Annotated in this window: 15 protein-coding genes; 7 read left to right on the top strand and 8 right to left on the bottom strand. The window is 43.1% G+C overall.

What is annotated here, in order from left to right; translation table 11 throughout:
* The first annotated feature begins 42 nt into the window (after positions 1-42).
* The 6 genes from lptD to apaH all read left to right on the top strand — a co-directional run bounded on the left by lptD (position 43) and on the right by apaH (position 6826).
* A complete protein-coding gene (lptD, locus tag OQJ75_RS03505) occupies positions 43-2397 on the top strand; it encodes an LPS assembly protein LptD (RefSeq protein ID WP_265971006.1) in 2355 nt (784 codons plus the stop codon).
* Positions 2398-2440: 43 nt separating this feature from the next.
* Positions 2441-3739, top strand: a complete 1299-nt coding sequence (surA, locus tag OQJ75_RS03500) for a peptidylprolyl isomerase SurA (protein ID WP_265971005.1) — start codon at positions 2441-2443, stop codon at positions 3737-3739.
* Positions 3726-4718: a 4-hydroxythreonine-4-phosphate dehydrogenase PdxA gene (pdxA, locus tag OQJ75_RS03495; RefSeq protein ID WP_248373888.1), complete on the top strand. Its 993-nt coding sequence runs from the start codon at positions 3726-3728 to the stop codon at positions 4716-4718. Before surA ends, pdxA begins: the two co-directional genes overlap by 14 nt.
* The gene (gene rsmA, locus OQJ75_RS03490; RefSeq protein ID WP_265971004.1) at positions 4715-5530 is read left to right on the top strand and encodes a 16S rRNA (adenine(1518)-N(6)/adenine(1519)-N(6))-dimethyltransferase RsmA; all 816 of its coding nucleotides are present in this window, start codon (positions 4715-4717) and stop codon (positions 5528-5530) included. Before pdxA ends, rsmA begins: the two co-directional genes overlap by 4 nt.
* Positions 5531-5610: 80 nt before the next feature.
* Entirely contained in the window at positions 5611-5991 is a 381-nt protein-coding gene (gene apaG / locus OQJ75_RS03485; RefSeq protein WP_016767783.1) for a Co2+/Mg2+ efflux protein ApaG, read from the top strand.
* Between the two features lie 31 nt (positions 5992-6022).
* The gene (gene apaH / locus OQJ75_RS03480; protein WP_265971003.1) at positions 6023-6826 is read left to right on the top strand and encodes a bis(5'-nucleosyl)-tetraphosphatase (symmetrical) ApaH; all 804 of its coding nucleotides are present in this window, start codon (positions 6023-6025) and stop codon (positions 6824-6826) included.
* A 57-nt stretch (positions 6827-6883) separates the two neighbouring features.
* Here the strand turns inward: apaH and folA are convergent, their stop codons facing one another.
* The 6 genes from folA to rplU all read right to left on the bottom strand — a co-directional run bounded on the left by folA (position 6884) and on the right by rplU (position 11058).
* The gene (gene folA / locus OQJ75_RS03475; protein ID WP_265971002.1) at positions 6884-7363 is read right to left on the bottom strand and encodes a type 3 dihydrofolate reductase; all 480 of its coding nucleotides are present in this window, start codon (positions 7361-7363) and stop codon (positions 6884-6886) included.
* A 40-nt stretch (positions 7364-7403) separates the two neighbouring features.
* Positions 7404-7877, bottom strand: a complete 474-nt coding sequence (locus OQJ75_RS03470; RefSeq protein WP_248373879.1) for a threonine/serine exporter family protein — start codon at positions 7875-7877, stop codon at positions 7404-7406.
* The gene (locus tag OQJ75_RS03465) at positions 7877-8644 is read right to left on the bottom strand and encodes a threonine/serine exporter family protein (RefSeq protein ID WP_248373877.1); all 768 of its coding nucleotides are present in this window, start codon (positions 8642-8644) and stop codon (positions 7877-7879) included. The genes OQJ75_RS03470 and OQJ75_RS03465 overlap by 1 nt, the downstream gene beginning before the upstream one ends.
* A gap of 330 nt (positions 8645-8974) precedes the next feature.
* Positions 8975-10147 carry an Obg family GTPase CgtA gene (cgtA, locus tag OQJ75_RS03460; RefSeq protein WP_248373875.1) on the bottom strand — a complete coding sequence of 391 codons (1173 nt, stop codon included), beginning with the start codon at positions 10145-10147 and terminating at the stop codon, positions 8975-8977.
* A 322-nt stretch (positions 10148-10469) separates the two neighbouring features.
* Positions 10470-10727 carry a 50S ribosomal protein L27 gene (gene rpmA, locus OQJ75_RS03455; protein WP_004735905.1) on the bottom strand — a complete coding sequence of 86 codons (258 nt, stop codon included), beginning with the start codon at positions 10725-10727 and terminating at the stop codon, positions 10470-10472.
* Between the two features lie 19 nt (positions 10728-10746).
* On the bottom strand, positions 10747-11058 hold the full coding sequence (rplU, locus tag OQJ75_RS03450; RefSeq protein WP_004740823.1) for a 50S ribosomal protein L21: 312 nt from the start codon (positions 11056-11058) through the stop codon (positions 10747-10749).
* Between the two features lie 269 nt (positions 11059-11327).
* Between rplU and ispB the strand changes: the two genes are divergently transcribed.
* Positions 11328-12299, top strand: coding sequence for an octaprenyl diphosphate synthase (gene ispB, locus OQJ75_RS03445; RefSeq protein ID WP_017109335.1), 972 nt, complete (start codon positions 11328-11330; stop codon positions 12297-12299).
* Positions 12300-12387: 88 nt separating this feature from the next.
* Here ispB and OQJ75_RS03440 read toward each other — a convergent pair whose 3' ends face one another.
* Positions 12388-12579, bottom strand: a complete 192-nt coding sequence (locus tag OQJ75_RS03440; RefSeq protein WP_065101311.1) for a hypothetical protein — start codon at positions 12577-12579, stop codon at positions 12388-12390.
* Positions 12580-12708: 129 nt separating this feature from the next.
* Complete coding sequence (gene mdh / locus OQJ75_RS03435; protein WP_009847834.1) at positions 12709-13644, bottom strand: malate dehydrogenase; 936 nt, start codon at positions 13642-13644, stop codon at positions 12709-12711.
* Between the last annotated feature and the right edge of the window lie 153 nt (positions 13645-13797).

Raw genomic sequence — 13797 nt, 5'->3', positions numbered from 1 at the left:
TAGATCAACCCTTCATCTAGTGACACAGGATAGTTCAACTTCATGCAATCTTTTTCCCGCACCTTGTTAGCCGCGTCTATAAGTACGGCATTATACGTGTCGACAACTCAAGCTGAAACAATCACCGATAGTAGTGTGCAGGAAATGCCCTCTATAGATCAATGCTTGATCGAGCCCGCTGCCGAAAACGAGACACAACTGCCCGCTCATGTGGAATCAGATCGCTTAGAGGCCATCAATGGTGACAAAGCAATATATTCAGGTGACGTAAGAGTTACTCAAGGGAACAAGACCATCCTTGCAGATAATGTAACCTTACACCAACAAGAAAACATCGTTGTAGCTGAAGGCAACGTAAACTTTAGTGATGGGCAAATTAAATCTGTATCAGATAAAGCGATAAACAATCTAAATACAGATCAAATCGAATTAGAGAACACCCAATACCAGTTCCTTTGTGAACCCGGCAGAGGGGATGCCCAATATATATCTCGCACTGGCAAAGCCGTTTATACCATGGAGGATGGATCTATCACTTCTTGCCCTCTGGGTGATAAGTCATGGAGGCTAAAAGCTTCTAGTATCGAGCTAGACCAAGATGAAGAACAAGCCACATTCTACAATCCACGTTTTGAGATTCTAGATGTTCCTGTTTTCTACATGCCATATCTCACCGTTCCAGTCGGAGATAAACGTAAAACTGGCTTTTTGTACCCAACGATTTCATATGGTTCAAGTGACGGTTTCGAAACCGAAGTGCCTTTCTATTGGAATATAGCACCAAACTACGATCTACTTTTCACAACTAAATATATGGCAGAGCGTGGAACACAACTAAACAATGAGTTCCGCCATTTAAGTGATTTTGGTGAAAGCAATTTAAAATTCGAGTTCCTAGAAAGTGATGATAAATATCCAGAACAAGGCAGTCGTTGGGGTGGGCAGTTCAACTTTGAAGGCATCTATCAAGAAGCATGGAAGTTTGATATTGACTACTCAAAAGTAAGTGATGTTGATTATTTCTCAGATGTAGATTCAAATATAGGTAATAGAGAAGATGGCCAGCTTCTACAATCAGGACAAGTAACGTATCGAACTCTAAACTGGAATGCTTCGGTACTTGTCCGTGATTTCCAAGTACTCACTGATGGAAGTAACCAACCCTATCGCTTAATGCCACAGCTAACATTTAACTATTACGCTCCTATTATATGGGACTCTGTAGAAGTTGATATGATTAGTCATATCTCTCAATTTGATACAGATGCAAAGGGAAAACCGACAGCAACACGCTTGCACATAGAACCAGGGTTAAAAGTACCATTAAGTACAACTTGGGGAACATGGACAACTGAGGCTCGCCTGCTTGGAACATACTATAACCAAGATCTCAGTGATGTGGATACATCTACATCAGAGTATGAGGATTTAGAAGCAAGCGTTAGCCGAGTAATACCAGAATTTAGAAGTCATGCTGGGCTTGTACTTGAACGTGACACTACTTTAATGAATGGGTATACACAAACTCTTGAGCCACAAATGCAGTATCTTTATGTTCCTGAAAAAGATCAAACTAATATTGGTCGCTACGATACAACTCTTTTACAAACAGATTATTACGGCTTATTTAGAAGCAGAAAATACAGCGGCGTCGATTTTATAGCAGCTGCAAATCAACTCAGCTATGGTGCGTCTTCTCGTTTCTTTGATGATGAATATAAAGAGCGATTAAATATATCCTTTGGTCAAATCTTCTATTTTGATAAAGACACCAAGCAAACTCTGAGCAGCGAAGACTCCGATAAAAAAACCAACTATTCATCTTGGGCTATTGAAATGGATTTCAACTATGATGACTACCTTTTTTACCATGGCGGCGTTCAATACGATATCGACTCTGCAGAAATGCAACTAGCGAATAGTACTATCGAATATAAAATAGACAGTAACGGTTTTATTCAAGCAAACTATCGCTACGTCACCAAAGAATACATTGAAGACAATGTCGGTGAGACCATTACTAATATAGATGAGATAACACGTGAAGGTATCTCACAAGCAGGTTTAGTCACTGGCTACCAGTTCACTCCAAAATGGTACGCGAGCGCTCAGTACTATCATGATGTAAATGAAAACATCGCGATCGAGTGGTTAGCAAACCTGCGCTATAAAGATGATTGCTGGTATGTAGGAGTTACCTATAGCAACGAACTCCGAAGCTGGACTGGCAATGGCTACTCAGACATAAATGCTGATCCTGTTTACGAAAACAACTTTAGTGTCAACTTTGGTATTGTAGGCTTCGGGACATCTGCTGGATCTGGATCAAACGTTTCGGGCTTCGATAGTTCTGAAAACTCTTTAGAATACGGTCGCCCATTCTTCTTAAACAACTAATTTTCTTTACTGATAAAACATCAGTAAATTTAAAGGATTACACATGACATTGTGGAAACGCACATTAATTGCCATCGCAGCGGCTTGTACTTTATCAACAAGCTACTCAGCACCGGTAGAACTAGACAGCGTAAAAGTTATCGTTAACGAAGGCGTTATCTTGCAAAGCGACATCGATGCTTCTATGAAGACACTGCGTGCAAACGCTAAGAAAAGTGGTCAAACATTACCATCGCAAGACATACTCAATGAGCAAGTACTCGAAAAACTGATCATTGATACGATTCAAACTCAAGAGGCAGAACGTATTGGGGTTCGTATTGATGACGCGAGACTTGATCAAGCAATTGAAGGTATCGCGAAAGACAACAACCAAACGGTTGAACAACTTACCACATCGGTTGCAGAAGAAGGCCTTAGCTACAATGCATTTCGTGAGCAAGTAAGAAAAGAGATTGCAGCAAGTGAAGCGCGTAACGCCTTAGTTCGTCGTCGTATCAATATTCTTCCTGCAGAAGTCGACAACCTAGCGGATATCTTAGCGCAAGAGACTAACGCGACCGTTCAATACAAAATTGGCCATATTCAACTGCGCTTTAATGATAACCAAACGAAAGAAGAGCTAGAAGCTCAAGCTACTGAACTGGTTGAAGAACTGAACTCAGGCAAAGATTTCAGCACCATGGCTTATACTTACTCGAAAGGCCCTAAAGCACTGCAAGGTGGTGATTGGGGTTGGATGCGAAAAGAAGAGATGCCAACCATTTTTGCAGACCAAATCAAAATGCAAAACAAAGGCAGTATCATCGGTCCCTTCCGCAGCGGTGTGGGCTTCCACATTCTGAAAATTGAAGATGTGAAAGGCCTGGAAACCGTAGCGGTAACAGAAGTTAATGCTCGTCACATCCTGATTAAGCCAACCGTAATCTTGAGTGATGATGGCGCAAAAGAACAACTTGAAGAGATCACGCGTCGTGTCAACGCAGGTGAAGCGAGCTTTGGTGACCTTGCACAGCAATACAGCCAAGATCCAGGTTCTGCGGTACAGGATGGTGAGTTAGGTTACCAAACACCAGATTTGTATGTACCAGAGTTCAAACACCAAGTAGAAACGTTACCTGAAGGTAAGATTAGTGCGCCATTCAAAACCGTGCACGGTTGGCACATTGTTGAAGTACTAGACCGTCGCGAAGTAGACCGTACCGATTCAGCTTTGAAAAACAAAGCTTACCAAATTCTATTTAACCGTAAATTCAACGAAGAAGCTGGCGCTTGGCTACAAGAAGTAAGAGCAAGTGCCTTTGTTGAAATGGTTGAGGACGACCAAGATGACAACAACTAAACGTATTGTCATAACCGCAGGTGAACCCGCAGGGATAGGTCCAGATTTGACTCTGGCTCTATCTCAAGAAAGCTGGCCTCATCAACTCGTGGTTTGTGCAGATAAAACACTGCTATCTGAGCGAGCTAAGCTCCTTGGTATCGACGTCGATCTGCTAGATTATGACGCAAACGCAGCTAAGCAACCTCAACGCGCAGGTACGTTGGTAGTGAAACACGTCCCACTCGCTGAAACAGCAGTTGCAGGTCAACTCAACGAGGCTAACGGTCATTACGTATTAAATACTTTAGAAACCGCAGCAATTGGCTGTATGAATAATGAATTTGATGCTATTGTCACCGGCCCTGTTCATAAGGGTGTAATTAACCGAGCTGGTGTTGCTTTTAGCGGCCATACCGAGTTTTTTGCAGAGAAGTCCAATACACCACTGGTAGTGATGATGTTGGCAACTGAAGGGTTGCGTGTTGCGCTAGTAACAACTCACATCCCACTAGCTTATGTATCTCAAGCAGTGACCGAAGACAGGTTAGAACAAATTATTGCTATTCTGAATAAAGATTTGGTCGAAAAATTTGCTATTGAGAAACCAACTATCTACGTGTGTGGCTTGAATCCACATGCTGGTGAAGATGGTTGCTTAGGGCGTGAAGAAATTGAAACCATCACCCCGACGCTAGAAAAAATTCGCCAAAAAGATGGCATCAATTTAGTTGGCCCATTGCCAGCAGATACCATCTTTAATGAAAAATATTTGCAAGATGCAGATGCTGTTTTAGGTATGTATCACGACCAAGTACTCCCGGTATTGAAATACAAAGGGTTTGGTCGCTCAGTGAACATCACGCTTGGCTTGCCGTTTATTCGCACATCAGTCGACCACGGTACCGCCTTAGACTTGGCAGGGAAAGGCCAAGCCGATACAGGGAGCTTTAGAACAGCGCTCACGCACGCCATTGAATTAGTAGAGAAAAAGCAATGAGAAATGATGTCCACTTAGGGCACAAAGCGCGTAAACGTTTTGGTCAAAACTTCCTTAACGATCCATACATTATTGATGGCATCGTATCGAGTATTAACCCACTACCAGGCCAAAACTTGGTAGAAATTGGCCCTGGTCTTGGTGCTATTACAGAGCCTGTTGGCAAACTTGTCGATAAATTTACCGTTATCGAATTAGATAGAGACCTTGCAGAACGTCTGCGCAACCATCCCGATCTGGCTGATAAGCTAACGATCTATGAAGGCGATGCAATGAAGTTCGATTTCGAACAACTTGTTAAGCCAAACAACAAGCTACGTATTTTCGGTAACTTGCCATACAACATCTCGACACCATTGATGTTCCACCTTTTTGAGTTCCATAAAGACGTGCAAGACATGCACTTCATGCTTCAAAAAGAAGTGGTTAACCGATTAGCGGCCGGCCCAGGTACTAAAGCTTATGGTCGTCTTACGGTAATGGCTCAATACTACTGTAAAGTAACGCCAGTGCTAGAAGTGCCACCAACGGCCTTCGTTCCGCCACCGAAAGTAGATTCAGCAGTTGTACGCCTACAGCCATACGAAGTGCTACCTTACCCGGCAAAAGATCTGAAATGGCTTGATCGCGTATGTCGAGAAGGCTTTAACCAGCGTCGTAAAACAGTTCGTAACTGCTACAAGAGCTTGATCGATAAGGAAGTGCTTGAAGAGCTAGGTATCAACCCTGGCATGCGCCCTGAGAACTTAACGCTCGAGCAGTTTGTCGACATGGCAAACTGGTTGTACGACAGTCACAACGCTGACAAATAAATAAAAAAGGCTCCTACACTTCGGTTAGGAGCCTTTTTTATGTAATACTTTAAAGTATATCAACAATAAAAGGTGCGAATATGGATATATCTACGCCCTGTATCAAATGCCAGGTTCACTCTAAGTACATAGAAGAACAATCTGAGCCAACGAAGAATCGTTACGTCTTCGCTTACATCATTACCATCAAAAACCTCAGTAAAACAACGGTACAACTTATGTCACGTCGCTGGCTAATTACTGACTCCAACGGCAAACAGCTCACTATTGAAGGTGATGGTGTGGTTGGGCAGCAACCTGTAATTGAAGCCAACGACGAATACACCTACACAAGCGGTACTGTCATCGAGACCCCTGTGGGTGTCATGCAGGGTCACTATGTGATGACCGATCACAAAGGCATCGATTTCATAACTGAAGTCGACCCGTTCAGGCTCGCCATCCCTAACATTCTTAATTAGTACACATCTCTACTACTTACAGGAAATTATTTTGTCGAATTACATTGTCGGAGACATTCAAGGGTGCTTCGACGAACTTCAGTTGCTGCTTGAAACTATCAGTTTTGATAAACACAAAGATACTTTATGGGTCGCTGGTGATTTAGTCGCTCGAGGTCCTAAGTCATTGGAGACACTACGCTTTATTCGCAACCTTGGTGACGCAGCTAAGGTTGTATTAGGCAACCATGACTTGCATCTACTTGCTGTATCCTTAGGCCTCTTTTCAGCCAAACCAAAAGATAAAACTCAACCTATTCTTGATGCTGAAGACCGTGACCAATTGCTGGAATGGTTAAGACAACAACCCTTGATGCAAGAGCACCCAGAGTTTGTTATGACACATGCGGGCATCTCACCTCAATGGGACTTGGAACAAGCACGCACAGAGAATCGAGAGATAACGTCGTTACTTAAATCGGACCGTTGGCAATGGCTTATCGAGAACATGTACAGCAACACACCAGACCTCTGGAGCAACGAATTACAAGGTATAGAACGTTATCGCTATGCGATCAATAGCTTCACTCGAATGCGCTTCTGCTCTCCAGATAGCCGACTCGACATGGCGTGCAAACTTCCGCCCAATGAAATTACGGATGAACCTTTGATACCCTGGTTTGACCTTTTACAACGTATTACGCTTGATAAAACCGTGCTATTTGGACACTGGGCAGCCTTAGAAGGCTATTCCGGAAAAGATGTGATTGGCTTAGATACTGGATGTGTTTGGGGAGGAGAGTTGACGATTCTTCGCTGGGAAGATAAAAAGTTTTTCACTCAAGATGCGCTTTAGAGATACGAGAAGTTTGCGTTACTGTCATAGTAACGCAAACGTTTTTAATTTCAGAGCTTAACGCTCGAGAATCACAAACTCCATATTGTGTTTGTTTTTCTCATCCGCTTGATACGTATCGCTAAAGCTCTGCTTCCAACCTTCTCCCCAATCTGGGAATTGAGTATCACCATCAACGTCAAAATCGATATAAGTCAGGTACAGCTTATCTGCTTTAGGGAGGCAGCTTTCATAGATTGAACCGCCACCGATAATCATCACCTCTTCAACATCACTAACGAGCTCCAGAGCATTTTCAATAGAAGTAACCGTCGTCACCCCTTCGATCTCTAAGCTCTCATCACGGCTAATCACAACGTTCAATCGACCTGGTAGAGGACGCCCAATCGAATCATAGGTTTTACGCCCCATCACGACAGGTTTACCCATCGTCGAGCGTTTAAACCATGCAAAATCCGCAGGTAAATGCCAAGGCATCTGATTGTCTTTACCGATTACACGATTGTCTGCCATTGCCGCTATCATACTGATGATCATAAATCGAAGGTCCTGTCCTTACTTGAGAGTAAAATTGAAGCTAGACGATAGGTCTACGGCGATAGAATAACAGCCCAGGCACAGCTAAGCCAACCGCAAGACCTGCGATAATGAACATCGATTTTAAAAAGTTCTCCATCAACATTGCCAGCAATTCTGGCGTGTAGCCGGCCCTGTTAATCTCCACCATGGCAATCATCGCCTTAAAGGCAAATACACCAGGAATCATAGGAATTAAGGCTGCAACCGTAAACACCTTTGGATGCGCTAACAGTTTATGCGACCAATGAACCCCTATCATGCCAACAACAGTCGCGGCGAAGAATGTTGCCCATTCGATTGGAATACCAAAGTGCATCATCAGATAACGGCTACCATGACCGATAGAACCACCTAGTGCACAATAAATTAAAGCGCGTTGCGGAACGTTAAATACCAATGCAAACCCAACCGCAGGAATCGCTGCGAAAAACATATCGTTGAGTAGACCTAAAAACAGTTCAAAAATACTCATTAGCTCGCCCACCCCCAAACATCCGATAGACTCATCGCCGCGACAATGCCCAAGCTCGTCGCTAAAGTTAATAAACTGGCCATGGTAAAGCGCGCCAAACCCATATTGATGTGACCTTTGAGCATATCAGCGACGGAGTTAATCAGAGGGAAACCGGGTACAAGCATCAGCACAGAAGAAGCCATAACGATAGTGGGTTGACCACCGATATTATAAAGAACCGCTTGCGCTGAAATGGTCGTAGTAACGAATGCTGTGATAGCAAAGTTTAATAGCGGATTGAAATGGCGATGACCAATCTCTTGTCTGACGATCATACCGCAAGCTGAAGCGATAAAGGTCATCATGAAGACTTGCCAATCCCCACCGGCTAGATGACTAAAAGAGGCGCACGATAACCCTATCATCACAACCACTAACCAACGGTTGTAGCGCTCGGGGCTGATGTTTTGAATCTTTTTATTCGCCAAATCATAATCAAGAATTCCCTTCTCCATCATGATGCAAATACGTTGAATATCGGTGATAACCTGCATATTAATGCCACGATCAGCACAGCTTCGAGTAGTCGTTATACAGTGATCATCCATTACTGTTGTCACGACCAACGCATTGGCTGACAGTGCAACTTCAACCTCATTCACCCCACAAGCAATACCGATGCGGCGCATAATATCGCCGACTAATGTGCTCTCAGCGCCGTGTGCCAATAACATTTGTCCTGATTGAGCGACTAACCTTGAGATCGCTCTTTGTTCTGATGCCATGATTTCCTTCCCATAGGCGTTATACCAATCACAGTAAGTAAGTGATCAGAAATAGCGCAGGAAAAAAGCTTGAGAACAAGGCAGAGATTTTCGATAAGTAGTTATTCTACAATCAAAATCTCTAACGCAGTTATCGAGCGTTTTAACAAGCTAGGGTGACCAGTTAATTACTACGATTGGTATTAATTATCCAGAAATAAATTCTGCATTAAAATTCGATAAGACATAATGATTTAGATACAAAAAAACCGCAATTTTCATTGCGGTTTAGTAAAACTATCAGTGTGCTTTAGAAGAAGCGACCAAAGTATTTATAAGAAACGATGAGGATTAGTCACGAACATAGATAACATGACCGTCATCTTCTTCGTCATCCCAGTCATCCCAATCGTCGTCATCTTCAGTAACGACATTCTTACCGGCCATCGCATCTTTATGGTAGTCATCCCACATAAAGTTAACTTTTTCTTCTTCTTCAATAGCTTCAACTTCACGAGGTAGGTTCTCCATGAACTCGCCTAGTTTGAAGCAAAGATCTTTCGTACCGATCTTGTTTACAGCAGAGATCTTGAAGTACTCGCCTTCCCAACCTAAAGCTTCGACAATTTCTTGAATCTTTTCGTCCGCTTCTTCTTCAGGCATTAGATCAACTTTGTTGAATACTAACCAGCGAGGTTTCTCCGCCACTTTTTCGCTGTATTGCTCTAGCTCGTCAATGATCGTCAATGCGTTCTGAATAGGATCAGAACCATCAATCGGCAAAATATCGATCATGTGAAGAAGAACACGACAACGCTCAAGGTGCTTCAAGAAACGAATACCGAGGCCTGCGCCATCAGCTGCGCCTTCGATTAGACCAGGAATGTCAGCAACAACGAAGCTCTTCTCAGGAACCACGCTCACTACACCCAAGCTTGGGATCAATGTAGTAAATGGGTAATCCGCGACTTTTGGTTTCGCAGCAGATACTGAGCGAATAAAGGTAGATTTACCTGCATTTGGTAAGCCAAGCATACCAACATCAGCCAATAGAAGAAGCTCTAAACGTAGTTCGCGAACTTCGCCTTTAGTACCCATTGTCTTTTGACGAGGAGCACGGTTAACAGACGACTTAAAACGCGTGTTACCAAGACCATGCCAACCGCCTTTACCAACCATGATTTTCTTGCCGTGTTCAGCAACTTCAGCAACGATTTCGTTGGTGTGGATATCCACAGCACGAGTACCTACAGGTACTTTCAGTGTAATATCTTTACCACGTTTACCAGTACAGTTACCACCGCGGCCATTCTCGCCACGTTCAGCGCTGTAAAAACGTTGGAAACGATAATCGATCAGCGTATTTAAGTTTTCATCCGCTTGGATGTAAACATCGCCGCCGTCACCGCCATCACCGCCGTCAGGACCACCTTTAGCGACGAATTTTTCGCGCCAAAAGCTTACTGTACCATTACCGCCATCACCGGCTTCTATTTTTACTGATGCTTCATCAACGAATTTCATTTTTTAACTCCGCACTTACGTTGCGTTACCACTCATCAAGGAGTGATATAAATTCTAGCAGATCCGTGTTTAGATCGATCACCTAAGATCTAGATCGATCTGCAACCAAGGAACAAATAAGGAGAGGTTCTTTGCTTTCTGTTTCTTAAAAAACAAACGGCTTCTTAAAACAAAACTGTTTATCAAAAACCAAACTGATTCTCAAACTAAAGCCAGAGCGTCTACTTTTTTATTCTCGCTATAAATAAAAAACCCTGCCGAATCGGCAGGGCTTTTGAATTCAGCTTGAAAGCTAATATAAATAATCTAGTTAAAGATTAAATTACTCAGCTTCGATGCTTACAAACTTGCGGTTTTTAGGACCTTTTACTGCAAATTTCACTTTACCTTCAGTAAGAGCGAAAAGAGTATGGTCTTTACCGATGCCAACGTTTGTGCCAGCGTGGAACTTAGTACCACGTTGACGAACGATGATGTTACCTGCAAGAACAGATTCACCACCAAAACGCTTAACACCAAGACGTTTGCTTTCTGAATCGCGGCCGTTATTAGTAGAACCGCCAGCTTTTTTATGTGCCATTGTTAAACTCTCCTAATACTTAAGCGTTAATGCCAGTGATTTTCACTTCTGTGAACCACTGACGGTGACCAGCTTGCTTACGTGAGTGCTTACGACGACGGAACTTAACGATTTTTACTTTATCGCCACGACCGTGTTGTACTACTTCCGCAGTAACCTTACCACCTTCTACAAGAGGTGCACCAACAGCGATTTCTTCGCCGTTAGCAACAAGAAGAACTTTATCAAATTCAACAGTTGCACCAGTTTCAACGTCTAATTTCTCTAAACGAAGTGTTTGACCTTCGCTTACTCGGTGTTGTTTGCCACCAGATTGGAAAACAGCGTACATATTTTACTCCGCTTTTTCCGCACAGCCTATGGTTGTTAATTGTACAACTCGGGTGTGCGCTAAACTAATCAATAGGGCGCAGATTCTACGGGAATCATGGCGCTATGACAAGCCATATTTTTAAAATATTGGCGAAAACATGTTCGCCAAAGAAAAGTGCGGCAATGATGCCCTTAAGTGATGTATTAATCAACGTTTTTTACGTGTATTATTCAACAATTAAATACAACGTATAAGCCTTTCAGGGTCTAACTTCAGCCGGATGAACAATGGATTTTAAAGCTATCCAAACGCTTACTGCCAATGATATGGCAAAAGTGAATGAAACAATTCAAGCCCAACTTAATTCTGACGTAAGTTTAATCAACCAGCTTGGTTTTTATATCGTTAGCGGTGGAGGCAAACGCCTACGCCCTTTGCTTGCTCTTTTATCTGCTCGTGCTCTTGGTTATCAAGGTGAAGCTCATATCACCTCTGCTGCCTTTATTGAGTTTATTCACACAGCAACTTTACTTCATGATGATGTCGTCGACGAATCGGACATGAGACGTGGTAAAGCGACTGCCAATGCAGCTTTTGGTAATGCCGCTAGCGTTTTGGTCGGGGACTTTATTTACACTCGCTCATTCCAGATGATGACGACGCTAGGATCTTTAAGGATCCTTGAATTAATGAGTGAAGCCGTAAACGTGATTGCCGAGGGTGAAGTTCAACAATTGATGAACTGCAATAACCCAGACACTACAGAAGAAAGCTACATGCAGGTGATCTATTCAAAGACCGCTCGTTTGTTTGAAGCCGCAACCCAAATCGGCGCGATTCTTACAGAGTCTTCACCTGAAATCGAAACGGCGATGCAAAACTACGGTAAATACCTAGGAACGGCATTCCAGCTTATTGATGATGTGATGGATTACACCGCTGATGGTAAAGAGATGGGTAAAAATGTTGGTGATGACCTAGCAGAAGGTAAACCGACGTTACCGTTGCTTTACGCAATGCGTAATGGCTCCCCAGACCAAGCGAGCATGATTCGTGAAGCGATCGAAAAAGCCAATGGTATGGAACGTCTCGACGACATTATGTCTGTAATGAAAGAGACAGGCTCGTTAGAGTACACGACCAATAAAGCCTATGAAGAAGCTGATAAAGCGATAGCTGAGCTTTCTATTCTTCCTGATTCAGAATATAAGCAGGCTTTAACTACGCTAGCTCACCTTGCAGTAAAACGTAGCAAGTAAATAGAAGCTAAGTAGTCAGTAGACAGCTATATAATAAAAAAGAGCCGGTTGGCTCTTTTTTTGATCCTGCTAGATATTACTCTGGGTTTTAATATCGACTCGATTCTAATGATAAAGGTAATTGCACTTCTATCTCTTCAAGTTCTTCCAACGGAACCGCATATTGCTTATGACTGTTGTAAGACTCAAACAAAGCGAACTGCTCTTGCTCATCGATAACCAATATCTTGCCCAAGCGACCTAGATAGTTAACATTCATTCCCTTTTGTACTCTAGTCATAATCCAATACCCTAATTCTTCGTAATAACAAAAAGAATACGAGTGGGTTGAATACAAGGATCAAAAAAGCCGATCACAATGATCGACTTTCATTAACTGTCTTTTTAGCAGAGTTCAGTTATCTATCGTTTATTTAGCGAATTCAACACCAATCTCAATATCGCCATTTAGCGTTTCAAGCATGCTATCTAAAGCGTTACGCTCAAAGTCGCTCAGTTCACCATAGCTAAGGATCGCTTCTGCGCCCTCTTTACCTAGCTTAACTGGTTGAGCGAAGAATGGTGCGTGCTCGCCTTCACCTTCAACGTATGCACACTCAATCACGTTCTCTTCGCCTTGAAGAGCTTTAACTAGTGCAAGACCGAAACGACAAGCCGCTTGCCCCATAGACAGTGTAGCACTGCCGCCGCCAGCTTTAGCTTCTACTACTTCAGTACCCGCGTTTTGGATACGAGTCGTTAGTGCTGCGATTTCTTCGTCAGTGAACTCTACGCCTTCAACTTGAGAAAGTAGAGGAAGGATAGTTACGCCAGAGTGACCACCGATTACAGGAACACGGATGTCGCCTGGATCTTTATCTTTCAGCTCAGCAACAAACGTTTCTGAACGAATTACATCAAGAGTAGTAATACCGAATAGACGACGCTTGTCGTAAACGCCAGCTTTCTTAAGTACTTCAGCAGCGATTGGCACTGTTGTGTTTACTGGGTTAGTGATGATACCAACACAAGCAGTAGGACAAGTAACTGCGATTTTCTCTGCAAGAGACTTAACAATGCCAGCGTTCACATTGAAAAGATCCGCACGATCCATACCAGGCTTACGAGCAACACCCGCAGAAATAAGTACAACATCCGCACCTTCAAGTGCTGGCGTTGGATCTTCGCCCGCGTAACCTTTGATCGAAACAGGCGTTGGGATGTGGCTAAGATCGGCAGCGACACCCGGTGTTACCGGTGCAATGTCGTAAAGTGCAAGATCTGAACCAGCAGGTAGGCGGTTCTTTAGTAGTAGGGCTAGGGCTTGACCGATGCCACCAGCGGCACCAATAACAGCTACTTTCATTGTTATTCTCCTTGAGAGCTTTCTCTTATAGATTCTTTGTAGGGTAGTTCTTGAGCTAATTAAGGCTAAAAAGCTAAATTATGATTAAAAAACTATATTAATCACAAAGTGATTACAATCAATTAACGCTAGCTTTGCGACTTCGCGCAAGTC

It is taken from the genome of Vibrio sp. 14G-20 (assembly GCF_026241515.1).
Classification (GTDB): domain Bacteria; phylum Pseudomonadota; class Gammaproteobacteria; order Enterobacterales; family Vibrionaceae; genus Vibrio.
The sequence above is the reverse complement of the archived record's forward strand: the minus strand, read 5'-3'. Positions and strand labels throughout refer to the sequence as shown.

Excerpts from the sequence above, each read along its gene's own strand:
- surA (WP_265971005.1), top strand. The coding sequence starts at position 2,441 with ATGACATTGTGGAAACGCACATTAATTGCCATCGCAGCGGCTTGTACT.
- folA (WP_265971002.1), bottom strand. The coding sequence starts at position 7,363 with ATGATCATCAGTATGATAGCGGCAATGGCAGACAATCGTGTAATCGGT.
- pdxA (WP_248373888.1), top strand. The coding sequence starts at position 3,726 with ATGACAACAACTAAACGTATTGTCATAACCGCAGGTGAACCCGCAGGG.
- OQJ75_RS03465 (WP_248373877.1), bottom strand. The coding sequence starts at position 8,644 with ATGGCATCAGAACAAAGAGCGATCTCAAGGTTAGTCGCTCAATCAGGA.
- ispB (WP_017109335.1), top strand. The coding sequence starts at position 11,328 with ATGGATTTTAAAGCTATCCAAACGCTTACTGCCAATGATATGGCAAAA.
- mdh (WP_009847834.1), bottom strand. The coding sequence starts at position 13,644 with ATGAAAGTAGCTGTTATTGGTGCCGCTGGTGGCATCGGTCAAGCCCTA.
- rpmA (WP_004735905.1), bottom strand. The coding sequence starts at position 10,727 with ATGGCACATAAAAAAGCTGGCGGTTCTACTAATAACGGCCGCGATTCA.
- OQJ75_RS03440 (WP_065101311.1), bottom strand. The coding sequence starts at position 12,579 with ATGACTAGAGTACAAAAGGGAATGAATGTTAACTATCTAGGTCGCTTG.
- lptD (WP_265971006.1), top strand. The coding sequence starts at position 43 with ATGCAATCTTTTTCCCGCACCTTGTTAGCCGCGTCTATAAGTACGGCA.
- OQJ75_RS03470 (WP_248373879.1), bottom strand. The coding sequence starts at position 7,877 with ATGAGTATTTTTGAACTGTTTTTAGGTCTACTCAACGATATGTTTTTC.
- apaG (WP_016767783.1), top strand. The coding sequence starts at position 5,611 with ATGGATATATCTACGCCCTGTATCAAATGCCAGGTTCACTCTAAGTAC.
- cgtA (WP_248373875.1), bottom strand. The coding sequence starts at position 10,147 with ATGAAATTCGTTGATGAAGCATCAGTAAAAATAGAAGCCGGTGATGGC.
- rsmA (WP_265971004.1), top strand. The coding sequence starts at position 4,715 with ATGAGAAATGATGTCCACTTAGGGCACAAAGCGCGTAAACGTTTTGGT.
- rplU (WP_004740823.1), bottom strand. The coding sequence starts at position 11,058 with ATGTACGCTGTTTTCCAATCTGGTGGCAAACAACACCGAGTAAGCGAA.